This is a genomic window from Burkholderia sp. M6-3, from assembly GCF_050858985.1.
Lineage (GTDB): Bacteria > Pseudomonadota > Gammaproteobacteria > Burkholderiales > Burkholderiaceae > Paraburkholderia > Paraburkholderia caledonica.
This window is the reverse complement of the sequence record NZ_CP110090.1, coordinates 3096754-3121421: the sequence shown is the minus strand read 5'-3', so window position 1 is coordinate 3121421 and position 24668 is coordinate 3096754. Positions and strand designations below refer to the sequence as shown.

Below are 24668 nucleotides of genomic sequence, written 5' to 3'. Positions count from 1 at the left end.
AAACAAACGATTATAAACGCTCGGCGCACGGGACGGCGGCGCGTCGCGGTTTGGGTGCCCCCGAATGATAAAATCCGCGCATGAAAAAACTCGTCATCCTGATTTCAGGGCGGGGAAGCAACATGGAAGCTATCGTTCGAGCCTGCTCGGACGAAGGCTGGCCGGCGCAAGTCGCTGCCGTGATTGCCAACCGTCCGGATGCCGCGGGCCTTGCGTTCGCGGCGTCGCACGGCATTGCCACGGCGGTGGTCGATCACCGCCAGTTTCCCGATCGCGACAGCTTCGACTCCGCGCTCGCTGAACAAATCGATCGTTTCGCGCCCGATCTGGTAGCGCTCGCAGGCTTTATGCGCGTGCTGACAGACGGTTTCGTCGACCGTTATGCGGGGCGCATGTTGAACGTGCACCCGTCGCTGCTGCCGAGCTTTCCGGGACTGAAAACGCATCAGCAGGCGCTCGACGCCGGCGTGCGCCTGCACGGCGCGTCGGTGCATTTCGTTACTTCGCAGCTCGATCACGGGCCCATCGTCGCGCAGTCGGCGGTGCCCGTCGAGGCCGGCGATACGCCCGCCACGCTCGCCGAGCGCGTGCTTGCAACTGAACACATTATTTATCCACGCGCGGTGCGCTGGTTCGTCGAAGGGCGTCTCGCTCTGGATGGCCTGCGCGTCACGCTTACGCCGCCGGAGCCGCAATGGCTCTTTGCCGGTCACACCGCCGGAGAGGGCGCATGAGATTACATGGTTTTCTGATTGGACAAACTGAGACTTTGCTGGCTGAAGTCCTTCGACTGAACGGCCCAGCCGACGCTACCACGAGCCGTTTCTTTCGCGCACATCCGAAGCTCGGGCACGGCGAGCGCGGCGTGATTGCCGAGGCGGTTTTCGCGGTGCTGCGTCGCCGGATGGAGTTTGCGCACCTTGCCGAAAGCGGCGCGGGCAGCCCGGCCCGCCGCATGGCCTTGCTCGGCCTGATGCAGACGGCCGGCCGCACGGCGCTCAAGCCGTTCGTGTCGGACGCGGAGTCGAAATGGCTCGAGCACGTCGCGATGATCGACCCGGACAGCTTGCCGCTGCGAATTCGCCTGAACCTGCCCGACTGGATCTATCAGGCGCTCGCAAAGCGTTTTGAGCCGGCCGAACTGGCTCAACTGGCGGCCGCGTTGAACTACCCGGCGCCTCTGGATCTGCGCGCGAACCCGATCAAGGCGAGCCGCGACGACGTACTGAACGCGCTGTCGAAAGCCGGCATCGAAGCCGGCGCAACGCCGTTCGCGCCGTTCGGCGTGCGGGTGGTGGGCAAGCCGCCGCTCACCAAGCTCGACGCGTTCCAGCAGGGTTGGGTCGAGGTGCAGGACGAAGGCAGCCAGTTGCTGTGCTCGCTGGTTGCGCCGAAGCGCGGCGAGATGATCGTCGACTTCTGCGCGGGCGCGGGCGGCAAGACTCTGGCGCTGGGCGCGGCGATGCGCTCGACCGGGCGTCTCTACGCGTTCGACATCTCCGAGCGGCGTCTCGCCAAGCTCAAGCCGCGACTTGCGCGCAGCGGTTTGTCGAACGTGAATCCGGTACTGATCGACAGTGAACACGACGCCAAGATCAAGCGGCTTGCCGGCAAGATCGACCGGGTGCTGGTTGACGCGCCCTGCAGCGGTTTGGGTACGCTGCGCCGCAACCCGGACCTGAAATGGCGCCAGTCGCCGGAGTCGGTCGCCGAACTCGCACCCAAGCAGGCGTCGATTCTGGCGAGCGCGGCGCGTCTGGTGAAAAAGGGCGGTCGCCTCGTGTATGCAACCTGCTCGATCCTGGAAGCGGAGAACGAAGCGGTCGTCCAGCAGTTCCTCGCAGATCATCCGGACTTTGCGCTCGTGCCCGCGCGCGAGGTGCTGGCCGAGCAGCGCATCGATCTCGAAATGGGCGATTATCTGTCGCTCTGGCCGCACCGCCACGCGACCGACGGCTTTTTCGCCGCCGTGCTCGAACGCCAGAGCTGAGCCCGCAATAGGCCAGCCGGCTCGCGGATCGACTACCCGAACCGCGAGCCGAACCGTCAGCCGGTCATTCCGGCAACATCATGCAAAACCGTATCTTTTCTCATTTGTTCGGCGATCTCGCGCGCGACTTCGGCCAGCCCGTCATGCTTTGGCAAGTCGGGGTGCTGATTGCCACGCTCGCGCTCGCCTGGTTACTCGCCAAGCTGCTGCGACGGGCGCTCGATTTGCGCCGTCAAACACGCTATCAGACGCTGCGCTTTGGCGCGGAAAGCCTGAACCGCGCGTTTTTCCCGCTGATCGGCGCAGTGCTGGTGTGGATCGCACGGGCGATCGCCGGGCGGTTCATCCACACGTCACTGCTCGATCTCGCGTTGGTGCCGCTCTTCGGCATCGGCTTGATTTACATCGTGTTTTTCTTCGCGCGGCGCGTCTTCAGCCATGACGGGGAGACTCACCCGTGGCTTTTCCTCGTCGAAAAGATCGTTTCTCTGGGCGTGTGGGTCGCGATGGTGCTCACCGTGATGGGCATTCAGGACGACGTGATCGCGTGGATGGCGAGCGTGCACTTTCGTGTCGCCAACGCGCACATGACGCTGCTCTCGCTCGTCACGGGCCTGCTGTGGGTCTGCGTGACGATGATCGTCGCAATGTGGCTCGGCTCGGCGTTCGAAGACCGTCTGATGCGCGCCGCGACGCTCGACGCGAATCTGAAAGTCGTGGTGGCGCGTGTCGGCCGCGCGGCGTTTGTACTGGCGGCGGTGTTGATCAGCTTGTCGCTTGTAGGCATCGACATCACCGTGCTCGGCGTGTTCGGCGGTGCTCTGGGCGTGGGGCTGGGGTTCGGTTTGCAGAAGATTGCAAGCAACTACGTGTCGGGCTTCATCATCCTGATCGACCGGTCGCTGCGAATCGGCGACACGATCAACGTGAGCGGCCTGCAAGGCATGGTCACGCAGATCCGCACCCGATATACGGTCGTGCGCGGTCTTGACGGTATCGAAACGCTCATTCCCAACGAAAAACTGATTACCGACGTCGTGCAGAATCAGTCGTCGTATCTGACGCGTGGCTATGCGAAGGCGGCCGTGCAGATCGCCTACACCGCCGATGTCGAGCAGGCCATGGCGCTCCTCGCGCAAGCGGCGGACGGCGTGCCCCGCGTACTGACGGACCCCGCGCCCACGCCTTATCTCGTAGGCTTTGGCGCCGATGGCATCAATCTGGAACTAGGCTTCTGGATTGCCGACGCGGCAACGGGCACATCAGCCGTCCGCTCGGCGGTCAATCGCAACATCTGGCAGCTTTTTTCCGCACACGGCATCTCCATTCCTTTCGCGCAACGCGAAGTCCGCATTGTCGGGAATGCGGCTGACATAGCAAATGTCGGAGGCGCGTTGTCCAGATCGGTAAATGTGACTGACGGGATGGCTGATCAGGCTGGCAACGCTATTTAGCGGGCACTCGCACGGCACTGATGAGTCTAAGAGGGCTTGCCGCGGGGCTATTTCCGTTGATGCTGCACAAAAAATCTCTATTTGTTACAAACACTTGGAACGCTTCCAGTAGAATGTCGTCCAATCCCGCTGTATGCTTTCACTTTCTTGACACGCGCAGTTCGCGGGTGTCTCGTGTCTCTCGTTCCACAGGTAAATTGCCTTGTTGAATTCTTTGCTCGATTTCCTTGCCCACGGTTTGATGCGCTTCTCGTGGTGGCAACTTGTTCTGTACACGCTCGCCGTGACACACGTCACGATCATCGGTGTGACGGTTTATCTGCATCGCTGCCAGGCGCACCGCGCGCTGGAGCTGCACCCTGTCGTCAGTCATTTTTTCCGATTCTGGCTGTGGATGACCACGGGCATGCTGACCGGTCAATGGGCGGCTATCCACCGTAAGCACCACGCGAAGTGCGAGACGGAGGAAGATCCGCATAGCCCGCAAACGCGCGGCATCTGGAAGGTGCTGCTCGAAGGCGCGGAACTGTACCGCACCGAAGCGAAAAATGAAGAGACGATGCGCAAGTTCAGTCACGGCACGCCGAATGACTGGATGGAACGCAACGTCTACACGAAGTACCCGATTCTCGGCGTCAGCCTGATGATGGTGCTGAACGTCGCGCTGTTCGGCGTGGTCGGCCTGACCATCTGGGCGGTGCAAATGGTGTGGATTCCGTTCTGGGCAGCCGGCGTGGTGAACGGTCTCGCGCACTTCTGGGGTTATCGCAACTTCAACTCGTCGGACGCCAGCACGAACATTTTCCCGTGGGGCATTATCATCGGCGGTGAAGAGCTGCACAACAATCACCACACGTATGCCACCTCGGCGAAGCTGTCGAACAAGTGGTACGAGTTCGACATCGGCTGGATGTACATCCGCATCATGTCGGCTTTCCGCCTTGCCAAGGTGAAGAAGGTCGCGCCCACGCCGCGTCTGACCACGGGCAAGATGGTGCTCGATCAGGACACGTTGCAAGCCGTGCTGGCTAACCGTTACGAAGTGATGGCGCGTTACGGCAAGGCGCTCAAGCGTGCGTATCGTCAGGAACTCGCGCATCTGAAGGAAGTGGGCGCGCGCGAGAAATATCAGGTCATGCGCGGGGCGCGCAGCTGGTTCCACAAAGAAGAAGCCGGGCTCGACGAGCCGCAGAAGCGTCTGCTGCCGCAAATCTTCGCGAACAGCCAGAAATTGAAGACCTACATCGACATGCGTAACGAACTTGCGTCAATGTGGGAGCGCTCGAATGCGTCGCGCGATCAGTTGCTGGCGCAGTTGCAGGACTGGTGCCATCGCGCTGAAGCGAGCGGCATCAAGGCGCTGCAGGAGTTCGCAATGCGACTGCGCCGTTATGCTTAGTCACGAAATCCATTAAAATTTCGTTACGTCACAAAACCCCGCGTTGGCGGGGTTTTGCTTTTTGGGCCGCGGAATTTGCATGACGCGATGGGTATTCCACGGCGGCAAAGCGAGGGCAGAAGAGATCATGGATCAGCAGGCGATCAAGGCCGTGGAATACGACCGGCCGTTGGCGCAGGGGACCTCCTGCGGGATCGGGCAGGCGTGGGCGAAGGTGCCCGAGGTGCCGTCGGCGCAGGAAAAAGTGGCGCTGAAAGAGCGCATTCGCGCATTGCTCAAGCGCGAGAAGGCCGTGCTCGTCGCCCACTACTATGTCGACGCCGAATTGCAGGAGCTGGCCGACGAAACAGGCGGCTGCGTGGCCGATTCACTTGAAATGGCCCGCTTCGGGCGCGATCACGAGGCCCAGACTCTCGTTGTGGCGGGAGTGCGGTTCATGGGCGAGACGGCGAAGATTCTCAGCCCGGACAAGCGCATTCTGATGCCGGATCTCGACGCAACATGTTCGCTGGACCTCGGCTGTCCGGTAGATGAGTTTTCGGCTTTCTGCGACGCACATCCAGACCGCACGGTGGTCGTTTATGCGAATACGAGCGCGGCCGTTAAAGCCCGCGCAGACTGGATGGTGACATCGTCGATCGGACTGGAGATCGTGGCCGACCTTCACGCGCGCGGCCAAAAGATCATTTGGGCGCCTGACCGGCACCTTGGCGGTTACATCCAGAACAAGACCGGCGCGGACATGCTGATGTGGCAGGGTTCGTGTCTCGTACACGACGAATTCAAGGGCATTGAACTCGATTTGCTGCGCGCCGAATATCCAGGAGCTAAAGTCCTGGTTCATCCGGAGTCTCCAGCCAACGTGGTGGCGCAGGCGGATGTCGTCGGCTCCACGACTCAGTTGATCGATGCCGCGCAGAAGTTGGATGCGACGCACTTCATCGTCGCAACCGACCTCGGCATCCTCCATAAGATGCAACTCGCTGCGCCCGGCAAGACGCTGATTGCCGCGCCTACTGCCGGCAACAGCGCGACATGCAAGAGTTGCGCGCACTGCCCGTGGATGGCTATGAACGGTCTCGCGAATCTCGCCGACGTCCTCGAACGCGGTCATAACGAGATTTTCGTCGAACGCGCTGTTGGGGAGCGGGCCCGTGTGCCGATCGACCGTATGTTGGACTTTGCGGCGCGCCATAAGAAGCGCGTGCAGGCGAGCGGCGATCTGGCGCGCGACGCGCAGTTGTATTCGAACGTGGGAGCCGCCTGATGAACGCGGCAGCGCATAGTTCAGCAGTGCCCCGTTCGGCGGCATACAGTCACGCCGAAGCCGTGTCGCCACTCTTCGCCGAGATCCATGCGCAATACGGCGCAGCGTTCCACGCAGCGCTCGCGCGCAACGTCGCCGACGCGCTTGCGGAAGACGTCGGCACGGGTGACCAGACCGGCCGCCTCGTCCCCGCCGACGACGTGCGCCGCGCGCGTGTCGTCGTCCGTGAAGATGCGGTGCTGTGCGGCGTGTCGTGGTTCAACGCGGTTTTGCGGCAAGTGGACTCGCGGATCGAGGTGCAGTGGCTTTACCGCGAAGGCGACCGGATGACAGCAGACACTCCCGTGTGCGAACTGCGTGGACCGGTCCGTGCGCTGCTCACTGCCGAGCGCAACGCGCTTAACTTCCTTCAGCTTTTATCAGGCGTGGCGAGCGCCACGCGCCGGTACGTCGATGCGGTCGCTCATACGCGTACCCGCATTCTCGATACGCGCAAGACGTTGCCCGGCTTGCGGCTCGCGCAGAAATACGCGGTGCGCGTGGGCGGCGGAGCGAATCAACGGCTCGCGTTGTATGACGGCATTCTGATCAAGGAAAACCACATTGCTGCTGCTGGCGGAGTGGGGGCGGCTATGGACGCCGCGCTCGCGCTCAACGCGGGCGTCTCTATCCAGATCGAGGTCGAGACGCTCGAGCAGCTGGAAACGGCATTGGCGCATCGCGCGGAGTCTGTTCTGCTCGACAACTTTTCGTTCGATTCGATGCGCGAAGCGGTGCGGATCACCGCGGGGCGCGCCGTACTGGAAGTGTCGGGTGGCGTGAACTTCGAAACAGTGCGGACTATCGCGGAAACGGGCGTCGACCGTGTGTCGATCGGCGCTCTGACGAAGGACGTACGAGCGACCGACTACTCTTTGCGGATCGTCTGACGGAAATTCTTGCTTATAGAACGCCACCGCCGGCCCGGAGCCGGCGGTGGCGTTTCGCCTTCGATCATACGTTGCGGTTTCGGACGTGCTCGGGCGAGAGCACGGTCGGCAGCGCTTTCGGCAAAGTTGCCGGCCAGTCGCGGCTGAAATGCAGGCCGCGGCTTTCGCGCCGGGAGCGCGCGCCGTCCACGATCAACGAGGCTACGTCCACCAGATTGCGCAACTCGAGCAAATCGCGGCTCACCTTGAAGTTCGCGTAATACTCGTGAATCTCGTCGCGCAATAGCGCCAGCCGGTGTTTGGCTCGCGCGAGGCGTTTGTCCGTGCGCACGATGCCGACGTAGTTCCACATGAGCCGGCGAAGCTCGTCCCAATTGTGTGCGACGACCACTTCTTCGTCGGGGTCCGAAACCCGGCTCTCGTCCCAGTCTGGCAAAGGCGCGTGGACGGCGCCGCAGAATCCCTCTTCTTCGATCGCACGTGCCGCCGAGCGGCCAAGCACGAGGCACTCGAGCAGCGAATTGCTGGCAAGGCGGTTCGCGCCGTGCAATCCAGTGCAAGATGTTTCGCCGACTGCATAGAGCCCTGCGAGATCGGTGCGGCCGGTCAGGTCGGTTACCACGCCACCACACGTGTAATGTGCCGCCGGAACTACGGGGATCGGTTCCTTCGTGATGTCGATACCGAATTCGAGGCACCGAGCGAGGATCGTTGGAAAATGCTCGCGAAGAAAGTCCGCCGGCTGATGGCTGATATCTAGATATACGCAATCTATGCCGCGTTTCTTGATCTCGAAGTCAATCGCGCGCGCCACGATGTCGCGCGGTGCCAGTTCGGCGCGTTCATCGTGATTCGGCATGAACCGCGTGCCGTCCGGCAGCTTCAGGACGCCTCCCTCGCCGCGCACCGCTTCGGAGATCAGGAACGACTTTGCGTACGGGTGGAAGAGGCAGGTGGGATGGAACTGGATGAATTCCATATTCGAGACCCGGCAGCCTGCACGCCATGCCATCGCGATGCCGTCGCCCGTCGCGGTATCGGGATTTGTCGTGTACAGATAGACCTTGCCGGCGCCCCCGGTGGCAAGCACCGTATGCGGCGCCTCGATCGTGACGGTGCGTCCGCTTTCTACATCGAGCGCGTACAGGCCATGGCAACGGCGGCCCGGCAGTCCGAGCCGGTCAGACGTGATCAAGTCGATTGCGTAGTGATCTTCCAGCAGTGTGATGTTCGGATGCTGCCGCACACGCTCGCTCAGCGTGGCGACTACCGCATGGCCCGTCGCATCCGCCGCATGAATGATCCGCCGATGGCTATGGCCGCCTTCCCGAGTCAGATGGAAGCCGAGTTCCGCGGAGTCGTCTTTGGTGAACGGCACGCCTTGTTCAATCAGCCATTCGATAGCAGCGCGTCCGTGCTCGACGATGAAACGCGTCGCGGCTTCATCACACAAGCCGGCGCCTGCAACGAGGGTATCGCGCACGTGATTCTCGATGCTGTCCGCCGAATCGAGCACCGCGGCAATGCCGCCTTGCGCCCAATCGCTCGCACCCTCGGTTATCGACCGCTTGGCGATCACCGCGACCCGCCGCGTCTGCGCGAGGTTGAGCGCGACGCTCAGTCCCGCGAGACCGCTACCGACAATCGCCACATCGAATTCCATTGCTCGCATCTCCGTCTTTCGTTTTGCTGTAGCAGCGTGCGATTTACGCGCTGCTAAAACGGGAAAGGATACGCGCCGCGACGGTCGAGGGAAAGCTGGCTGAAGGTTATAAGACTCTGTATCGCCGACGATGGCGACTCAGGGTCAGCTGGTTTGGTTAGTCCAAAGCAAAAAGCCTCGCACGAATGCGAGGCTTTTTGTGTATGTCTTGCCGTCGTCAGGCGGCAGGAGCCAAGATTTATTTAATCTTGGTTTCCTTGTACTCAACATGCTTACGGACGACCGGATCAAATTTCTTGATCAGCATCTTTTCCGGCATGTTGCGTTTGTTTTTCGTCGTCGTGTAGAAGTGACCCGTGCCTGCGGTCGATTCCAGCTTGATCTTGTCGCGTGCGCCTTTCGCCATGATTTACTCCTTAGGCTTCACCGCGTGCGCGCAGATCTGCGAGCACAGCGTCGATACCGTTCTTGTCGATCAGGCGCAGGCCGGCGTTCGAAATACGCAGACGCACCCAACGGTTTTCGCTTTCCACCCAAATGCGGCGGCTTTGCAGGTTCGGCAGGAACCGGCGCTTGGTTTTGTTGTTCGCGTGGGAAACGTTGTTGCCGCTCATCGGCGCTTTCCCAGTTACTTGGCATACGCGTGCCATGAGAGCACTCCTAATACGCTAATTCTGAGTTCGAACGCCGTGAAAGTTTCCCGAAAAGAAAAGAGTCGCGCTGAAATTCAGGCACGTATCCTTTCCGGAACGCCTTGGTGGCTTCGGAACAGGGGGTTGGAAACAGGCAAACCGGAATTCTAGCAGAAAAAAAGCCGCAAAATCAAACCTTATTTGCGGCAGCAAGACACGGCGCAGGGCCTTTTCCTTTGCCGTTCGTGCTTTTTCCGTACCGTTTCGGGGCGAGCTGCAGGCGTCGACGCATGGTCCAACGTCAGGGCCAACCGTCGCGGGCAAAGGAGTATACGCTGTCGGAGCCGATCACCAGATGATCGACCAGTTGAACGTCGATTAGCGCAAGCGCTTCGCGCAGTGCGCGCGTCAGGCTGCAGTCGCTCGCGCTCGGCCGCACAGCGCCAGACGGATGATTATGCGCGACGATCAGGCTCGCGGCATTGAGCGTCAACGCGCGCCGCACGATCTCACGCGGATACACCGCCATGCGCGTGAGCGTCCCGCGCGCGCTTTCCTCGCTGCGGATAAGCCGGTGCCGGGCGTCCAGAAACAACGACACGAACACTTCGTGCGGACGGCCGCCTATGAGCAGGCGCAGGTAGTTTTCGACCGCTTCCGGAGAATTCATGAGCGACCGGCGGCGCATTTTGTCGACGAGCGAGCGGCGCGCCATTTCCATGATCGCGAGCAATTGCGCTTTTTTCGCGGGCCCGATGCCGCGCAGCCCGTCGAAGTCCGTGTAAGTCGCGTCGAGCATTGCCCGCAGTGAGCCGAAACGGTCGAGCAACTCGCGAGCCACGCTGAAAACATCGTGGCCCGGCAAGCCGGAGCCCAGTACCAGCACGATCATTTCAGTGTCTGACAGTACGCTAGGGCCCTGGTCAATCAGCCGCTCACGCGGCATGTCACGCTTAGGCCATTTGCGCCTGCGACGCAATCTGTCCGCCGTGGGCGCCGAAGCACCCTGCGGCGAACGAGCGAAATCCAACATTGGTTCGTCGATCGTCGACGCATAATCAGACATATACAGACAATTCCTCCGCTTGGGGTTCGGCCCGGTGCGCGCGACGGACGCAAGCCGAGGCCAGCCATGTGGCTTACAATAGACGCTTTGCGCACGGCATGCCGACGGTTTGCCGCACGCGTCAGCTGCGCCCCGCGGCGCACGCGTGAGAGCGCGCTTCGACTGAGCGAGCATTGCATGAGCATCATCGACATTTCCGAAGTGAAGGCCGGTTCACACGTGACGCTTCACTACCGGCTTTCCCTTGCCGATGGCGCCGAAGTCATCAATACCTTCAACGACAAGCCCGCCACGCTGCTGCTCGGCGCGGGGCAACTCGCACCGCCGCTGGAAGACATTCTGATGGGTTTGAAGGTCGGCCACCATTCGACCTTTCAGCTAGCCCCCGGGGCCGCATTCGGTCCCCGCAATCCGGAGTTGATCCAGCGCGTGTCTCTGGCCACGCTGCGAGAAAACAGCATGATCGGCGAGGATTTTTCGCCAGGCGACCTGGTCGAATTCAACGCGCCGGGCGGCGGCCGCTACGCTGGCGTTCTGAAAGAAGTGAACGAAACGTCGGCCCTGTTCGATTTCAACCACCCGCTTGCCGGCCAGGCGCTGGCATTCGAAGTGAAAATCATCGGGATTCTTTAAACATGATCATCGCGGATACGACCCTTGCCGAAACGGAGATCCTGCTGGCTCAGCCGCGCGGTTTCTGTGCCGGCGTCGATCGGGCTATCGAGATCGTCGAGCGGGCTATCAAGCTGCACGGTTCGCCGATCTACGTGCGCCACGAAATCGTCCATAACGCCTACGTCGTCGAAGATCTGCGCAAGAAGGGCGCTATTTTCATCGAGCGTCTGGAAGAGGTGCCCTCCGGCAATACGGTCATTTTCAGCGCGCACGGTGTCTCGAAAGCGGTGCGCAGCGAGGCCGAATCGCGCGGGCTGCGCGTCTACGACGCCACCTGCCCGCTCGTCACCAAGGTGCACATCGAAGTGGCGAAGATGCGGCAAGACGGCTTCGACATCGTCATGATCGGTCACAAGGGCCATCCAGAAGTGGAAGGCACGATGGGCCAGGCGGGCGAAGGCATGTACCTCGTCGAGGACATCGAAGACGTGCAGGCGCTGGAACTGGCCCACCCAGACCGGATTGCGTTCGTCACCCAGACCACGCTTTCCGTCGACGACGCAGCGGAGATCATCGGCGCGCTCAAGGCGAAATATCCGTCCATTCGCGAGCCGAAGAAGCAGGACATCTGTTACGCCACGCAGAACCGCCAGGACGCCGTCAAATTCATGGCGCCGCAGTGCGACCTGGTGATCGTGGTCGGCAGCCCCAACAGTTCGAACTCCAACCGGCTGCGCGAACTCGCCGAAAAGCTCGGCGTGCCTTCCTATATGGTGGATTCGCCCGACCAGATCGATCCTGCATGGGTCGAGGGCAAGCGCCGGATCGGCGTGACTGCCGGTGCTTCGGCTCCCGAAGTGCTTGCGCAGGCCGTGATTGCCCGCTTGCGCGAGCTTGGCGTGCGAAACGTGCGCGCGCTCGAAGGCATTGAGGAAAACATCGCGTTCCCGTTGCCGCGTGGCTTGGGTCTGCCAGCCTGACCTTTTGCAATTGTCAAAAAAGCGCGCCCTCGGGCGCGCTTTTTTTTGCCCGTGGCCGGCGGGCGCCGTTCGTAATTGGTGCCATATCGAGTGAGGCACCGATTTTTGGCGTCCCATTTCGATATTTTTTCGCGAATCCGATCCGACGTTTATTGAAATTTGATGACTATGACCCCGTTTTATGACGTTTGATCCGGCCGCAAACTATTTTGACGCACTAACATGGTGCCGAGATGGACGCAGCGCCGTTTAAATATGATTTAAGCGAAAGCGCGGTCCGACCGGGGCTCGAACAACGCGTCTGCAACACTTGATGCCAATGGGTCCCACGCTGGTGCAACTGATGCACGAAAATCAGTCGCAACCGGGTTGCGCCTTCGGCTTCAATGCGGTCTTGAAAAGCGGTTGCAATGCAGGAAAACCCTGCCGGTTCAACAATATTGCCCGTCGCAAAATTGGAGTTACAATGCGCGCGTTCTCAAGGCCTTAGGGTCCCGAACAATAGATTTTGCAAGGCGCGGGAGACCTATTTAATGCGAGTCAAGTTTGCTTACGCCGTGTCCATCGCGGCCGCGGTTGCGATGCTGACCGCGTGCGGCAAAAAACAGGATGGCGAGGCGGGAGCAGGAGCATCGGCGGCAGTGGCGGCATCCGCTGCGCCGGCGAGCGAAGCAATCGTTGTGAAGATCGGCCATGCAGCCCCGCTGACGGGCGGCATCGCGCATCTGGGCAAGGACAATGAAAACGGCGCGCGTCTCGCGGTCGAGGAAATCAACGCACAAGGACTGACGATCGACGGCCACAAGATCGACTTGCAGCTCGACGCGCAAGACGACGCGGCGGATCCGAAGGCCGGTACGGCGGTCGCGCAGAAGCTCGTGGACGATCACGTGGTGGCCGTGGTCGGGCATCTGAATTCGGGTGTCTCGATTCCGGCTTCGAAGATTTATAGCGACGCAAGCATCGTGCAGATCTCGCCTTCGTCGACGAACCCGGCGTACACGCAGCAAGGTTTCAAGACGACCTACCGCGTCGTCGCGACCGACGCGCAGCAAGGTCCGGCGCTCGCCAATTACGCCACGAAGGCGTTGGGCGCCAAACGCATCGCCGTCGTGGACGATGCAACCGCCTACGGTAAGGGGCTCGCGGACGAATTCGCGAAGACCGTCGAGGCGAGCGGAGCGAAGATCGTCGCGCGGGAAGCGACGAACGACCGGGCCACGGACTTCCGGGCCATCCTCACAAAGATCAAAAGTGTTCATCCGGACGCCATCATGTTCGGCGGCATGGACGCGACGGGCGGGCCGTTTGCCAAACAGGCGGCGGCGCTCGGTATCAGGGCAAAAATCCTTGGCGGCGACGGCGTGTGTACCGACAAGGTGGGGGAGCTGGCGGGAACCGCAGTGCAAAACCTGGTCTGTTCGGAAGCGGGACTCGCGCTTTCGAAAATGGACAGGGGAGCGGACTTCGAGAAGAAGTACGTGGACCGCTTCCACACGCCGGTGCAGATTTACGCACCGTTCACGTATGACGCTGTGTACGTGATTGTCGATGCAATGAAGCGCGCTAATTCGATCGAGGCGCCCAAGGTGCTGGCTGCGATGCCGTCCACCGATTACCACGGGGTAATCGGCCGCATCGCGTTCGACGACAAGGGTGATTTGAAAGAGGGCGCCATTACGCTTTACGACTTCAAGGACGGCAAGAAAGCGGTTCTCGACGTCGTGAAGATGTGATGACGGGACGTTCAGCCTGACGGCACCGAACCACCCAACGGTGCCGTTTTTGCATCCGCTGAAGGCGAGCCTGCGACTGTGACCCAGTCGTCTGGGCAAACCGGCGGCGGATAAACCCTTACCGGTCTTTTACATCAGTACCCGCAGTGCCGTTGAGATTCCGTAACGCATCACCGCCCACCGGCTGATGAAGAGCGCGAATCCAGTCGCACGGGCTAAGGAGCATTAAATGGATATCTTCATCCAGCAGATCCTAAACGGACTGGTGCTGGGCAGCGTTTATGCCATCATCGCACTGGGCTATACGATGGTTTACGGCATTCTTGGCATCATCAACTTCGCTCACGGCGATGTGTTGATGGTGGGCGCGATGGTCGCGCTCTCCGCCATAGGCGTGCTGCAAAACCACTTCCCTGGCCTCGGCAATGTGCCGACGCTGTGCATCGCGCTGGCAATCGCCGCCGTGGTTTGCGCGGTGGTGGGCTACACGATCGAGCGCGTGGCTTACCGGCCCCTGCGCAAGGCGCCGCGTCTCGCTCCGCTGATCACTGCGATCGGCGTGTCGATCCTGCTGCAAACGCTCGCCATGATGATCTGGTCGCGCAACCCGCTGCCTTTCCCGCAGCTTCTGCCCACCGATCCGCTGAACGTGATCAAGGCCACCGACACGACGCCTGGCGCCGTGATCTCGATGACTGAAATCGTGATCATCGTCGTCGCGTTCCTCGTCATGGCAGGCCTGCTGCTGCTCGTGCACAAGACCAAGCTCGGCCGCGCGATGCGCGCCATCGCCGAGAACCCGGGCGTCGCCTCGCTGATGGGCGTGAACCCGAACTTCGTGATCTCGGCCACCTTCATGATCGGCTCGGCACTTGCTGCGCTCGCCGGCGTGATGATCGCGTCCGAATACGGCAACGCGCACTTCTACATGGGCTTCATCCCCGGCCTGAAGGCCTTTACCGCGGCGGTGCTCGGCGGTATCGGCAATCTCGGCGGCGCGATGGTGGGCGGCGTGATTCTGGGGCTGATCGAACAGTTGGGCGCCGGCTATATCGGCAACCTGACCGGTGGCGTGTTCGGCAGTAACTATCAGGACGTGTTTGCGTTCATCGTGCTGATCATCGTGCTGGTGTTCCGTCCGTCGGGTCTGCTCGGCGAACGCGTTGCGGATCGCGCTTGATCCAGGCCAAGGAGTAAATCAAATGACCTCAATTCAACCGATCGAGCCGTCCACGACGCTCATTCCCGAGAAGAACCTGGCGAAGACGCTGACCGTCGGCATCATCACCGCGTTCTTCGTGATCGCTGCGCCGATGATCATCGGCACCGCCGGCGGCAACTACTGGGTTCGCGTGCTCGACTTCGCGATGCTGTACGTGATGCTGGCACTCGGTCTCAATGTCGTGGTCGGCTTTGCCGGCCTGCTCGACCTGGGTTATATCGCCTTCTACGCGGTGGGCGCCTATACCGCGGCGCTGCTGTCCTCGCCGCATCTGGCCTCGCAGTTCGAGTGGATCGCGCATCTCGCACCGAACGGACTGCACGTGCCGTTTCTCATCATCGTGCCGTGCGCGATGGCGGTGGCGGCGTTTTTCGGCGTGATACTCGGGGCGCCGACGCTGCGTCTGCGAGGCGATTACCTCGCCATCGTGACGTTGGGCTTCGGGGAAATCGTCCGGATCTTCCTGAACAACCTCGACCGTCCGGTGAACATCACCAACGGCCCGAAGGGCATTACCGGGATCGATTCGGTGCACCTGGGCGACTTCAGTCTCGCGCAGACGCACTCGCTGTTCGGCTTCCAGTTCCCGTCGGTGTACTCGTACTACTACCTGTTCGTGCTTGCCGCGCTGCTCGTGATCTGGGTCTGTACGCGTTTGCAGCACTCTCGTATCGGCCGTGCATGGGCCGCGATCCGCGAAGACGAAATCGCCGCCAAGGCGATGGGCATCAACACGCGTAACGTGAAACTGCTCGCGTTCGCGATGGGCGCGTCGTTCGGCGGTCTGTCGGGCGCGATGTTCGGCGCGTTCCAGGGCTTCGTGTCACCTGAATCGTTCACGCTGCCGGAGTCGATCGTCGTGCTGGCGTGCGTGGTGCTGGGCGGCATGGGCCACATTCCTGGCGTGATTCTCGGCGCGGTGCTGCTCGCCGTGCTGCCGGAATTCCTGCGCTCGACGATGGGTCCGCTGCAGCACATGCTGTTCGGCCATGAAATCGTCGACACCGAAGTGATCCGCCAGCTGGTCTACGCACTCGCGATGGTGCTCATCATGCTGTATCGCTCGGAAGGCTTGTGGCCGTCGCCGAAGCACGAAGACAAGATTGCGAAACTGTCGAAGCGTAGCGGCAAGAAGCCGGTGCGCGCCTGACGGACAGGGAGAAAAAACATGAGCGATAACATTCGACTGTCGGTAAAGGGCGTCAACAAGCGCTTCGGCGGTTTGCAGGCACTGTCCGACGTCGGCCTCGAAATCAAGGCCGGCCAGATTTATGGTCTGATCGGCCCGAACGGTGCCGGCAAGACAACGTTCTTCAACGTGATCACGGGCCTGTACACGCCTGACTCGGGCGACTTCAAGCTCGACGGCCAGAACTACACGCCGACCGCGGTGTATCAGGTGGCGAAGGCGGGCATTGCCCGTACGTTCCAGAACATCCGTCTCTTTGGTGGCATGACCGCTCTGGAAAACGTGATGGTCGGCCGGCACGTGCGCACGAAACACGGCTTGCTGGGCGCGGTGTTCCAGACGCCGGCCGAGCGCAAGGAAGAGCGTGAGATCAAGGAGCGCGCGATCGAACTGCTGGAGTACGTCGGCATTGCGCAGTACGCGGACTACACGTCGCGCAATCTGTCGTACGGCCACCAGCGCCGCCTCGAAATTGCGCGTGCGCTTGCAACCGATCCGAAGCTGCTCGCGCTCGACGAACCCGCTGCCGGCATGAACGCAACGGAAAAAGTCGAACTCACGCGACTGCTCGACAAGATCCGCGCCGACGGCAAGACGATCCTGCTGATCGAGCACGACGTGAAGCTCGTGATGGGTCTGTGCAACCAGATGACGGTGCTCGACTACGGCAAGGTGATTGCGCAAGGACTGCCGCAAGACGTGCAGAAGGATCCGAAGGTGATCGAAGCTTATCTGGGTGCAGGAGTCCACTGATGTCCACGACGCAAGCAATGTTGAAAATCAAGGGCCTGCAGGTCAATTACGGCGGCATCCAGGCAGTGAAGGGCATCGACCTCGAGGTCGGCCAGGGCGAGCTGGTCACGCTGATCGGCGCGAACGGCGCGGGCAAGACCACGACGATGAAGGCGATCACCGGGCTCAAGCCGTATGCCGCAGGTGACATCGAGTACATGGGTCAGTCGATCAAGGGCGTGCCGCCGCATGAGCTTCTGAAGCGCGGCCTCGCGATGGTGCCGGAAGGTCGCGGTATCTTCGCGCGCATGTCGATCGTCGAGAATATGCAGATGGGTGCGTATCTGCGCAGCGACAACGACGGCATCAAGGCCGACGTCGACCGTATGTTCGGTTTCTTTCCGCGTCTGAAAGAGCGCGCCACGCAATACGCGGGCACGCTCTCGGGCGGCGAGCAGCAGATGCTGGCCATGGCGCGCGCGATCATCTCGCGTCCCAAGCTGCTGCTGCTGGATGAACCGTCGATGGGCTTGTCGCCGATCATGGTCGAGAAGATCTTCGAAGTGGTGCGCGCAATTTCCGCTGAAGGCATGACCGTGCTGCTCGTCGAGCAGAACGCGCGTCTTGCGTTGCAGGCGGCGAATCGCGGCTATGTGATGGACTCGGGTCTCGTCACGATGTCGGGTGACGCGAAGCAGATGCTGGACGATCCGAAGGTCCGGGCGGCTTATCTGGGTGAATAAGCGGGGTAAATAGCCCTTCAAGCTGAACCGCCGATGTAAAAAGGCCGCATGCGTGAGTCAAACGCATGCGGCCTTTTTCTTTTTACGACGCATGAAGCGCCTGAAAACTAAACCGGCGGCGAGTCCGCCAACTCACCAAGACGTTTGCCGAAACTGACCACCGCATCCGGGCGATAACCGAGCGCCTCGTAAAACGCGCGGACGTCGCTCTTCGCGGACAACACCTGCAGGTTCAGCTTCGGGCAACCAAGCGCCGTCAACGCATTTTCGACGTGTGCGACGAGACGCGAGCCGATGCCATGTCGCCGCAACGACTCGTCCACCGCGAGTGAATAAAGCCAGCCGCGATGACCGTCGTAGCCGCCCATCACCGTGCCGACCACTCGCTCAGCCAGCACCGCTACAAAGAACAACTCGGGCTGCGTCGCGAGCTTGTTCGCAATCGACAGATGCGGGTTGCGCTGCGGCTTCGTCACGTCCCTGTATTCCGGGAAGGCCTGCTGCCACAGCGCGACCACCGCGTCGGTGTCGCTCGCGTCGAAGCGGCGGATAGAGAGTGTTGCGGTCGCGGTCGTCGTCATACGCGTTCTGTGCAATTACAGCGTGTCGAGGATCGAACGCAGCATCGCCATCATCTGGTCGATCTCTTCGTTCGTGACGTTCAGCGCAGGCATGAAGCGCAGCAGGTTCGGACGCGCCGCGTTCAGCAGGAGACCGTCGGGCTGCATGTCACGCGCCTTTTCGACGATCTGGTTGCCGATGTCCTTGCCGAGGAGCAGCGCACGCAATAGACCTTCGCCGCGCTCTCCCTTGAAACCGCGCTCTTCCGACAACTCGAGCAGCTTCGCGCGCAAATACTCGCCGCGCGCACGCACGCCTTCAAGGAAGCCCGGCGCGGTGAGTTGCGAGATCACCGAGTAACCGACCGCGGTCATCAACGGATTGCCGTTGTACGTGCCGCCCTGGTCGCCTGCTTCGAACACGGCGACTTCAGCTTTCGCGAGCAGCGCCGCGAGCGGCACGCCACCGCCAATACCCTTGCCGAGCGTCATGATGTCCGGCTCGATGCCCGACAGCTCATACGCGAACAGCGTGCCGGCACGGCCGCAGCCGCTTTGCACTTCGTCGACGATCAGCAGCACATTGTGCTTGCGGGTCAACTCACGCAGTTGCTGCATGAATTCGCGCGTTGCCGGAATCACGCCGCCTTCGCCCTGGATCGGTTCGAGCATCACCGCGACCGTTTTCGCGTTGATGAGCTTTTCCACCGACGCGATGTCGTTCAGATCCGCTTTCGGGAAACCCGGCACTTGCGGCGCGTAGATCGTGTCCCAGCCCGGCTTGCCGCTTGCCGACATCGTGGCGAGCGTGCGGCCGTGGAAGCTGTGATCGAACGTGATGATTTCGAATGCGCCGTCCTTGAACTTCTTGCCCCACTTGCGCGCGAGCTTGATCGCGCCTTCGTTCGCCTCGGCGCCGCTGTTTGCGAAGAACACCTTGTCGAAGCAGCTATGCTGCGTGAGCAGCGCCGCGAGCTTCGCCATCGGCTCGTTGTAGAAAGCCGGCGACGGATTGAAGAGCAGCTTCGCCTGCTGGTTCAGCGCTTCGATCATGCCTTCGTTGCAATGACCCAGGCAATTGACCGCCCAGCCCTGAATGAAGTCCAGATATCGCTTGCCGTTGTTGTCGTAGAGCCACGAGCCCTTGCCGTGCGTGAAAACGATTTCGGGCCGGTTGGTGATGTACATCAGCGACTCGATCGGATATTCATTGAAATTCATGACGGCAGGCTCCAGACAGCGGGTAAGAGGTGGATAAGGCGTTGGCGCACGTCAGCCGATGAGCAAACGGGCAGGAAAAACAAAAAAGCCACGGCATGCCGTGGCTTTCATGATTCGAACAGCTTGCGCTTTGTTGTAGCGCGAATCCGTGACGAAGCCGGCGGCGTCCCTAGGGAAGCGGCGAGCGGCGACGTCGAAGTTCGGATTGGATGCGGTTCATGCGCGAAAGAATACGACAATAAAAGCGCTGGTGTAAACCTTGAATTTGCACGAATTCATCGCGATGGGCGCGTCTGGCAGTTTTTTCGCGCCTGTATTCATGCTGACATGTTGTCTCAGGCACGGCTCGCTCGTTGTTACGAGCGGGCCGTTTCTTTCAGCGGGTTTCGAGTTAAACCGCGTTCGCCAGGTCAGCGGCGCTCGTGAACGAGTCCGCGTAGAACTCGTCTTCGGGCAGGCTGTGATGCTGCGTGAAATCGCGCTGTGCCGACTCGACCATGACCGGCGCGCCGCACGCATATACCTGATACGCGGACAGGTCGGGAAGGTCTTCGATCACTGCCCGATGCACGAAGCCCACGCGGCCGGTCCACGCATCGCTCGCGTCCGGCTCCGAAAGCACCGGCACGAACTTGAAGTTCGGGATTTCGCGCGCCCATTGTTCGGCCAGTTCGAGCAGATACAGATCTTTCTTGCGACGCGCGCCCCAGTACAGCGTCATCGGGCGGTTCAGGTTCTTGAACACCGCATGCTCGACGATTGCCTTCAGCGGCGCGAAGCCGGTGCCCGAAGCAAGCAGCACGATCGGCTTGTCCGACTCTTCACGCAGGAAGAACGTGCCGAGCGGCGCTTCGAAGCGCAGGATATCGCGCTCCTTCATGGCGTTGAACACGTGGTCGGTGAAGGCGCCGCCAGGCATGTGGCGAATGTGCAATTCGATCGGGCCTTCGGCGTGCGGCGCATTCGCCATCGAATAGCTGCGGCGCTTGCCGTCCTTCAGAATGAATTCGAGGTATTGGCCGGCAAGATATTGCAGACGTTCGTTAGCAGGCAATTGCAGCTTGAGTACGGCGACGTCGTCGGCCTTGCGCTCGATCGCATTCACACGGCACGGCAGTTTTTTCACCTGCACGTCGCCCACACCTGCCACTTCGCGGATATCGATCTCGAGATCGGAGCACGCCGTTGCGCAGCAGAAGAGCGCCATGCCGCGCGTTTTTTCTTCGTTCGACAAAGCCGACGACGAATGTGCGCGCTGTTCGACCTGGCCGCTGACCACAGCGCCTTTGCACGAACCGCACGCGCCGTTCTTGCAGCCATACGGCAGACCGATGCCTTGACGCAAGGCGGCGTTCAGCACCGGCTCGTCCTGTTCTACCTGAAACTGCCGGCCGCTTTGCCGGAGCGTGACGTTGAATGCCATAAAGTGTTCGAAGTCGAAAAGTCGGTAATCGTTAAACGGAGAGACGGGGCACGCACAGCCGGGATCGTCGGAGCCAGCGGTATTGTCGCCCGGCGCCCCGCGAGCTTGACGGCTACAATGCGTGCACCATGAAAGCCACACGAAACTTCCGCCGTCCGCGCGTGCTGATCGTAGGTTGCGGCGATGTCGGCATGCGCTGCGTACCGCTGTTGCAGCGCGCCCACGTCTTTGCACTGACAAGCCATGCGGAGCGCAGCGCCGAGTTGCGTGCCGCGGGCGTTTCGCCGCTGGTCGGCGATCTCGACGAACGCCGCAGCCTGAAACGGCTCGCGGGCCTCGCGCCCACAGTGCTGCATCTGGCGCCGCCGCAGAAAACCGGCGACGACGACCGCCGCACTCGCGCGTTGCTATCAGCTCTCGCGATGCGCCGCGCTCGCGCGGTGTCACGCACGCATGGGACCCGCGCCACCATCGCGCCGGTCGGGCGCTTGCGCCGCGCGCGCGCTTCATGGGCACAAGCACGGCCACTCCCGGAACCAGCCGATATTGTACCCGACGGCCTTCGCCGCGCCGCCGCTTCACGAGCGCAGTTGCGCATCGTGTATGCGAGCACGACAGGCGTCTATGGCGATTGCGGCGGGGCGTGGATCGACGAGACGCGCGTCACGGAACCGGCCAATGCGCGTGCAAAACGTCGCGTGTCGGCCGAACAGCAATTGCGACGCGCGACCGCTCGCGGGTCGATTGCTGCGAGCATCGCGCGGATTCCGGGCATTTATGCAGCCAATCGTCTGCCGCTCGCGCGGCTTGAAAAACGCACACCGGCGCTAGTCGATGCCGACGACGTCTACACCAACCACATTCATGCGGACGACCTCGCCGCGATCCTCGTGCGCCTCGCCACTCGCGGCAGGCCGGCGCGCGTGGTTCACGCGTCCGACGACTCGTCGCTGAAAATGGGTGAGTACTTCGATCTTGTCGCCGACGCGTTTGGTTTGGCGCGTGCGCCGCGTATCACGCGGGCTCAGGCTGAAGAGCAGATCGAGCCGACCTTGCTGTCATTCATGCGCGAGTCGAGACGGCTCGTGAACCGCCGCCTGAAAGAAGAGCTAGGCATACGCCTGCGCTATCCGAGCGTCGAAGATTTTCTGCAGCAAGCGGCAGGCGCTGGGGAAGTGGCTAAAGACGCTGCTATGGGCGCTGCAAGCACGCCGTGAAGGCCCGGCAGAGGTATCGCGTTGCCTCAAAAGCCTGGCGACGCAGCGGCAAAGAAAGTCCGCCGGGCGTCGGCCGGACAACTTGGTGAAGCGTCGCCGCACGGCACACCACAGCACCGCATGGCAGCGCGCGTCGTGACTCACGTCAGCGCTGGCAGTGCTTCAAGCAGCAGGAAGCACAACATTCCGCCGATCAACGCGCCGATCAGATTCGGATCGTATTTGTGCCGCAGCCGCATGACGATCAGCAGTCCGCCGATCACTAGCAACCCGACACATACGAACGCCGGCAACACGTACGAGAGCATGACTCCGTTATGGACGATCATGGCCGCTCCTTGAACTCTTTGTAGTCTTTGTTTAAACGAGTATAGGGCGCGGCCTGATGAAGAGCATGCTGCAGCGCAGCGTCGATCGCATGCGCGGTCGCGCGAATGTGCGCGTGCGCACAGGGCTTTCCTAATCTTGTCAGATGGTTGCGCGTGACCTACCGGTTTACCCGCTCCGTAAAGATCCGAGGTCGGCTTCGTCGAGCCATTGCCACGCGCCTGGCGCGAGGGTCGCGGGCAAAGCGAGTCCGCCAACGCGCTCGCGATGCAGCGCTTCGCAACGGTTGCCGGCCGCCGCGATCATCCGCTTGACCTGGTGATACTTGCCTTCCATGACGGTGAGCGCCAATGTGTGCTCGCCGCGTGCGTCGGCCGCGACTGCCGCGACCGGCTTCGACTCGCCGTGCAATAACACGCCATTGCGCAGCGCGCTCAACTGCGCGTCGTCGATCGCATGACGGGTTGTCGCGACATACACCTTCGGGACCTTGCGTTTGGGCGACGTGAACATGTGGACGAACTTGCCGTCGTCGGAGAGCAGCAGCAAGCCGGTGGTGTCCTGATCGAGCCGGCCGACGCATTGCACGCCGCGCTCGGCGAACTGCGGCGGCAGCAGACTGAATACGCTCAGATGATGCTGCGGATCGCGCGAGCACTCGTAGCCGGCCGGCTTGTTGAGCAGGAGATATGCGCGCTCGCGATACGGCCAGACCACGCCGTCGACGCTGAAGCAGAACGACGCATCGTCAGTCGGAAAATCGGCGTCGGCGTCGGTGCACAGCGTTCCGCCGATGCTCACGCGAGCGTCGTTTATCAACGCGCGGCATTGGCGGCGCGAGCCGAAGCCCTGGGTGAAGAGAATGCTTTCGAGATTCATGGCGAGCGAAGAATAACACCGCAAGAAGCGGGGCGTCCCGCGGTGGGTTCGCGGCCACGATGGTCGCTCCTCTTTCGTTGCCGGAGCCATCGATGCACGCCTCGCCGTCTTCATCCCGTGTCCTTTTGCCGGCCGCTTTCCAGCGGCTCGCGTGGTCTAACCTCGTCGCGCAATCCGCTGAGCAGATCAGCCTCGCCGCCGCGCCGCTCGTCGCCGTGTTCGCGCTCGGCGCCGACGCACGCGGCACGGGACTTCTGCAGACAGCGCAGACGCTGCCTTTCCTGTTGCTGTCGATTCCGCTCGGCGTATGGGCCGACCGCCGCTCGCGCCGCACCTTGATGGCGCTCGCCGAAAGCGTGCGCGTCGTCGCAATGCTCTGCGTGCTTCTGCTTCTGATGACCCATGCGCTCAGCCTGCCGTTGCTCGCCGCGCTGGGCTTCGTGGCCGCGACTGGCACAGTGGCCTACAACGTCGCCGCGCCTTCGCTAGTGCCGTCGATAGTCTCGCGCGAAGCGTACGCCAGCGCGAACGGCCGTCTCGAACTTGCGCGCAGCGTCGCGTATTCGGCTGGGCCGGCGCTGGGCGGCCTGCTGGTGGGATGGATCGGCGCGGGATGGGCATACGGTTGCGCGGCCGCGTTGTCCGCGCTCGCGGTGGGTTTGCTTGCGGGACTGCGCGAACCGCCGCGCACGGCGACGCCTGCGCGTCACTTCATGCTGGAGTTGCGCGAGGGTACGCGCTTCGTATTGCGCGACTCGCTGCTGCTTCCCATGCTTGCGACGGCCGTATTTTTCAACCTTGGCTTTTTCGTGCTGCAAGCGGTGTATGTGCCGTACGCGGTGCATCGGCTGGGATTGAGCGCCTCGGCGGTAGGCATCACGCTGGGTGCGTATGGCGTCGGCATGGTGTGCGGCGCGCTGGCCGCACCCGCCGTCGCGCGACGCCTCGCGTTCGGCCGTGTGCTCCTGATCGGGCCGTCGTGCGGGCTGCTCGCGTCGCTCGTGATGGTGGGGACGCTCGTCGCGCCGTCGTTCTGGCTGGCGCTGCTCAGCTTCTTTCTGCTCGGCGCGGGACCGATCCTGTGGGTGGTCGGCTCGACCACGCTGCGCCAGGCCATCACGCCGCAACGGATGATGGGCCGCGTCTCCGCGCTAAACAGCACGGCGACCTATGGCGCGCGGCCGGCAGGCGCACTGCTCGGCGCGGCGATCAGCGCGCGCTGGAACATGGACGCCTGCCTGATCGCCGCCGCCGCGGCCTTTTTCGTGCAGGCGTCGATCATCGCGATGTCGCCTGCAGCGCGGCTCGCGCGCATTCCCGAGGAACGCGTCACGGCTTGCTGAAGATCAACTTCAGCGCAGGACGAGCGCCAGGGCAAACCCCCAAAAAATGAAAATGAATTTTTTCTCGGACCAATTTCATGT

Annotated in this window: 24 protein-coding genes; 15 read left to right on the top strand and 9 right to left on the bottom strand. The window is 61.9% G+C overall.

Features of this window, described 5'->3' with window-relative positions:
* Positions 1-80 precede the first annotated feature (80 nt).
* From purN to nadC, 6 genes are all read left to right on the top strand, one after another.
* Complete coding sequence (gene purN, locus OH764_RS13510) at positions 81-734, top strand: phosphoribosylglycinamide formyltransferase (protein ID WP_498847138.1); 654 nt, start codon at positions 81-83, stop codon at positions 732-734.
* Entirely contained in the window at positions 731-1990 is a 1260-nt protein-coding gene (locus OH764_RS13505; RefSeq protein WP_498847137.1) for an RsmB/NOP family class I SAM-dependent RNA methyltransferase, read from the top strand. Before purN ends, OH764_RS13505 begins: the two co-directional genes overlap by 4 nt.
* Positions 1991-2070: 80 nt before the next feature.
* Positions 2071-3444 carry a mechanosensitive ion channel family protein gene (locus OH764_RS13500; RefSeq protein ID WP_498847136.1) on the top strand — a complete coding sequence of 458 codons (1374 nt, stop codon included), beginning with the start codon at positions 2071-2073 and terminating at the stop codon, positions 3442-3444.
* Positions 3445-3646: 202 nt separating this feature from the next.
* The gene (locus OH764_RS13495; RefSeq protein ID WP_498847135.1) at positions 3647-4843 is read left to right on the top strand and encodes a DesA family fatty acid desaturase; all 1197 of its coding nucleotides are present in this window, start codon (positions 3647-3649) and stop codon (positions 4841-4843) included.
* A 127-nt stretch (positions 4844-4970) separates the two neighbouring features.
* Complete coding sequence (gene nadA / locus OH764_RS13490) at positions 4971-6110, top strand: quinolinate synthase (RefSeq protein WP_498848823.1); 1140 nt, start codon at positions 4971-4973, stop codon at positions 6108-6110.
* Positions 6110-7039, top strand: a complete 930-nt coding sequence (gene nadC, locus OH764_RS13485) for a nicotinate-nucleotide diphosphorylase (protein ID WP_498847134.1) — start codon at positions 6110-6112, stop codon at positions 7037-7039. Before nadA ends, nadC begins: the two co-directional genes overlap by 1 nt.
* A 64-nt stretch (positions 7040-7103) precedes the next feature.
* Here nadC and nadB read toward each other — a convergent pair whose 3' ends face one another.
* The 4 genes from nadB to radC all read right to left on the bottom strand — a co-directional run bounded on the left by nadB (position 7104) and on the right by radC (position 10400).
* Positions 7104-8702, bottom strand: coding sequence for an L-aspartate oxidase (gene nadB, locus OH764_RS13480; protein WP_498847133.1), 1599 nt, complete (start codon positions 8700-8702; stop codon positions 7104-7106).
* Between the two features lie 238 nt (positions 8703-8940).
* Positions 8941-9108 carry a 50S ribosomal protein L33 gene (gene rpmG / locus OH764_RS13475; protein ID WP_007180630.1) on the bottom strand — a complete coding sequence of 56 codons (168 nt, stop codon included), beginning with the start codon at positions 9106-9108 and terminating at the stop codon, positions 8941-8943.
* A 10-nt stretch (positions 9109-9118) separates the two neighbouring features.
* On the bottom strand, positions 9119-9352 hold the full coding sequence (gene rpmB / locus OH764_RS13470; RefSeq protein ID WP_006050117.1) for a 50S ribosomal protein L28: 234 nt from the start codon (positions 9350-9352) through the stop codon (positions 9119-9121).
* A 283-nt stretch (positions 9353-9635) separates the two neighbouring features.
* On the bottom strand, positions 9636-10400 hold the full coding sequence (gene radC, locus OH764_RS13465; RefSeq protein ID WP_498847132.1) for a JAB domain-containing protein: 765 nt from the start codon (positions 10398-10400) through the stop codon (positions 9636-9638).
* A gap of 177 nt (positions 10401-10577) precedes the next feature.
* Between radC and OH764_RS13460 the strand changes: the two genes are divergently transcribed.
* The 7 genes from OH764_RS13460 (at position 10578) to OH764_RS13430 (ending at position 17617) form a co-directional block, all read left to right on the top strand.
* Positions 10578-11033, top strand: a complete 456-nt coding sequence (locus OH764_RS13460; protein WP_020069108.1) for an FKBP-type peptidyl-prolyl cis-trans isomerase — start codon at positions 10578-10580, stop codon at positions 11031-11033.
* Positions 11034-11035: 2 nt separating this feature from the next.
* Positions 11036-11995, top strand: coding sequence for a 4-hydroxy-3-methylbut-2-enyl diphosphate reductase (ispH, locus tag OH764_RS13455; protein WP_498847131.1), 960 nt, complete (start codon positions 11036-11038; stop codon positions 11993-11995).
* A gap of 533 nt (positions 11996-12528) precedes the next feature.
* Positions 12529-13731, top strand: coding sequence for a branched-chain amino acid ABC transporter substrate-binding protein (locus tag OH764_RS13450; protein WP_498847130.1), 1203 nt, complete (start codon positions 12529-12531; stop codon positions 13729-13731).
* Between the two features lie 229 nt (positions 13732-13960).
* Positions 13961-14911, top strand: a complete 951-nt coding sequence (locus OH764_RS13445; RefSeq protein ID WP_013340266.1) for a branched-chain amino acid ABC transporter permease — start codon at positions 13961-13963, stop codon at positions 14909-14911.
* A 22-nt stretch (positions 14912-14933) separates the two neighbouring features.
* Complete coding sequence (locus tag OH764_RS13440; RefSeq protein ID WP_498847129.1) at positions 14934-16103, top strand: ABC transporter permease family protein; 1170 nt, start codon at positions 14934-14936, stop codon at positions 16101-16103.
* Positions 16104-16121: 18 nt separating this feature from the next.
* Positions 16122-16895 carry an ABC transporter ATP-binding protein gene (locus OH764_RS13435; RefSeq protein ID WP_013340264.1) on the top strand — a complete coding sequence of 258 codons (774 nt, stop codon included), beginning with the start codon at positions 16122-16124 and terminating at the stop codon, positions 16893-16895.
* A gap of 17 nt (positions 16896-16912) precedes the next feature.
* Positions 16913-17617 (top strand): ABC transporter ATP-binding protein, encoded by a 705-nt coding sequence (locus OH764_RS13430; protein WP_027804809.1) that lies wholly within the window; start codon positions 16913-16915, stop codon positions 17615-17617.
* Positions 17618-17724: 107 nt separating this feature from the next.
* Here OH764_RS13430 and OH764_RS13425 read toward each other — a convergent pair whose 3' ends face one another.
* The 3 genes from OH764_RS13425 to OH764_RS13415 form a co-directional block, all read right to left on the bottom strand.
* Complete coding sequence (locus tag OH764_RS13425; RefSeq protein ID WP_498847128.1) at positions 17725-18198, bottom strand: GNAT family N-acetyltransferase; 474 nt, start codon at positions 18196-18198, stop codon at positions 17725-17727.
* Between the two features lie 15 nt (positions 18199-18213).
* The gene (locus OH764_RS13420) at positions 18214-19398 is read right to left on the bottom strand and encodes an acetylornithine transaminase (protein ID WP_087752873.1); all 1185 of its coding nucleotides are present in this window, start codon (positions 19396-19398) and stop codon (positions 18214-18216) included.
* Positions 19399-19789: 391 nt separating this feature from the next.
* The gene (locus OH764_RS13415; protein ID WP_498847127.1) at positions 19790-20821 is read right to left on the bottom strand and encodes a CDP-6-deoxy-delta-3,4-glucoseen reductase; all 1032 of its coding nucleotides are present in this window, start codon (positions 20819-20821) and stop codon (positions 19790-19792) included.
* Positions 20822-20949: 128 nt separating this feature from the next.
* Between OH764_RS13415 and OH764_RS13410 the strand changes: the two genes are divergently transcribed.
* A complete protein-coding gene (locus tag OH764_RS13410; RefSeq protein WP_498847126.1) occupies positions 20950-22038 on the top strand; it encodes a Rossmann-fold NAD(P)-binding domain-containing protein in 1089 nt (362 codons plus the stop codon).
* Positions 22039-22178: 140 nt separating this feature from the next.
* Here OH764_RS13410 and OH764_RS13405 read toward each other — a convergent pair whose 3' ends face one another.
* On the bottom strand, positions 22179-22367 hold the full coding sequence (locus tag OH764_RS13405) for a hypothetical protein (protein WP_410800438.1): 189 nt from the start codon (positions 22365-22367) through the stop codon (positions 22179-22181).
* 166 nt (positions 22368-22533) lie between these two features.
* Positions 22534-23244 (bottom strand): pseudouridine synthase, encoded by a 711-nt coding sequence (locus OH764_RS13400; protein ID WP_131317023.1) that lies wholly within the window; start codon positions 23242-23244, stop codon positions 22534-22536.
* Positions 23245-23336: 92 nt separating this feature from the next.
* Between OH764_RS13400 and OH764_RS13395 the strand changes: the two genes are divergently transcribed.
* Positions 23337-24587 (top strand): MFS transporter, encoded by a 1251-nt coding sequence (locus tag OH764_RS13395; protein ID WP_498847125.1) that lies wholly within the window; start codon positions 23337-23339, stop codon positions 24585-24587.
* Positions 24588-24668: the final 81 nt, after the last annotated feature.

Excerpts from the sequence above, each read along its gene's own strand:
- OH764_RS13450 (WP_498847130.1), top strand. The coding sequence starts at position 12,529 with ATGCGAGTCAAGTTTGCTTACGCCGTGTCCATCGCGGCCGCGGTTGCG.
- OH764_RS13440 (WP_498847129.1), top strand. The coding sequence starts at position 14,934 with ATGACCTCAATTCAACCGATCGAGCCGTCCACGACGCTCATTCCCGAG.
- purN (WP_498847138.1), top strand. The coding sequence starts at position 81 with ATGAAAAAACTCGTCATCCTGATTTCAGGGCGGGGAAGCAACATGGAA.
- OH764_RS13425 (WP_498847128.1), bottom strand. The coding sequence starts at position 18,198 with ATGACGACGACCGCGACCGCAACACTCTCTATCCGCCGCTTCGACGCG.
- OH764_RS13415 (WP_498847127.1), bottom strand. The coding sequence starts at position 20,821 with ATGGCATTCAACGTCACGCTCCGGCAAAGCGGCCGGCAGTTTCAGGTA.
- ispH (WP_498847131.1), top strand. The coding sequence starts at position 11,036 with ATGATCATCGCGGATACGACCCTTGCCGAAACGGAGATCCTGCTGGCT.
- OH764_RS13445 (WP_013340266.1), top strand. The coding sequence starts at position 13,961 with ATGGATATCTTCATCCAGCAGATCCTAAACGGACTGGTGCTGGGCAGC.
- OH764_RS13435 (WP_013340264.1), top strand. The coding sequence starts at position 16,122 with ATGAGCGATAACATTCGACTGTCGGTAAAGGGCGTCAACAAGCGCTTC.
- rpmB (WP_006050117.1), bottom strand. The coding sequence starts at position 9,352 with ATGGCACGCGTATGCCAAGTAACTGGGAAAGCGCCGATGAGCGGCAAC.
- OH764_RS13500 (WP_498847136.1), top strand. The coding sequence starts at position 2,071 with ATGCAAAACCGTATCTTTTCTCATTTGTTCGGCGATCTCGCGCGCGAC.
- OH764_RS13505 (WP_498847137.1), top strand. The coding sequence starts at position 731 with ATGAGATTACATGGTTTTCTGATTGGACAAACTGAGACTTTGCTGGCT.
- OH764_RS13400 (WP_131317023.1), bottom strand. The coding sequence starts at position 23,244 with ATGAATCTCGAAAGCATTCTCTTCACCCAGGGCTTCGGCTCGCGCCGC.
- nadA (WP_498848823.1), top strand. The coding sequence starts at position 4,971 with ATGGATCAGCAGGCGATCAAGGCCGTGGAATACGACCGGCCGTTGGCG.
- rpmG (WP_007180630.1), bottom strand. The coding sequence starts at position 9,108 with ATGGCGAAAGGCGCACGCGACAAGATCAAGCTGGAATCGACCGCAGGC.
- OH764_RS13395 (WP_498847125.1), top strand. The coding sequence starts at position 23,337 with ATGCACGCCTCGCCGTCTTCATCCCGTGTCCTTTTGCCGGCCGCTTTC.
- radC (WP_498847132.1), bottom strand. The coding sequence starts at position 10,400 with ATGTCTGATTATGCGTCGACGATCGACGAACCAATGTTGGATTTCGCT.
- OH764_RS13405 (WP_410800438.1), bottom strand. The coding sequence starts at position 22,367 with ATGATCGTCCATAACGGAGTCATGCTCTCGTACGTGTTGCCGGCGTTC.
- OH764_RS13430 (WP_027804809.1), top strand. The coding sequence starts at position 16,913 with ATGTTGAAAATCAAGGGCCTGCAGGTCAATTACGGCGGCATCCAGGCA.
- OH764_RS13410 (WP_498847126.1), top strand. The coding sequence starts at position 20,950 with ATGAAAGCCACACGAAACTTCCGCCGTCCGCGCGTGCTGATCGTAGGT.
- OH764_RS13420 (WP_087752873.1), bottom strand. The coding sequence starts at position 19,398 with ATGAATTTCAATGAATATCCGATCGAGTCGCTGATGTACATCACCAAC.
- OH764_RS13460 (WP_020069108.1), top strand. The coding sequence starts at position 10,578 with ATGAGCATCATCGACATTTCCGAAGTGAAGGCCGGTTCACACGTGACG.
- nadB (WP_498847133.1), bottom strand. The coding sequence starts at position 8,702 with ATGGAATTCGATGTGGCGATTGTCGGTAGCGGTCTCGCGGGACTGAGC.
- nadC (WP_498847134.1), top strand. The coding sequence starts at position 6,110 with ATGAACGCGGCAGCGCATAGTTCAGCAGTGCCCCGTTCGGCGGCATAC.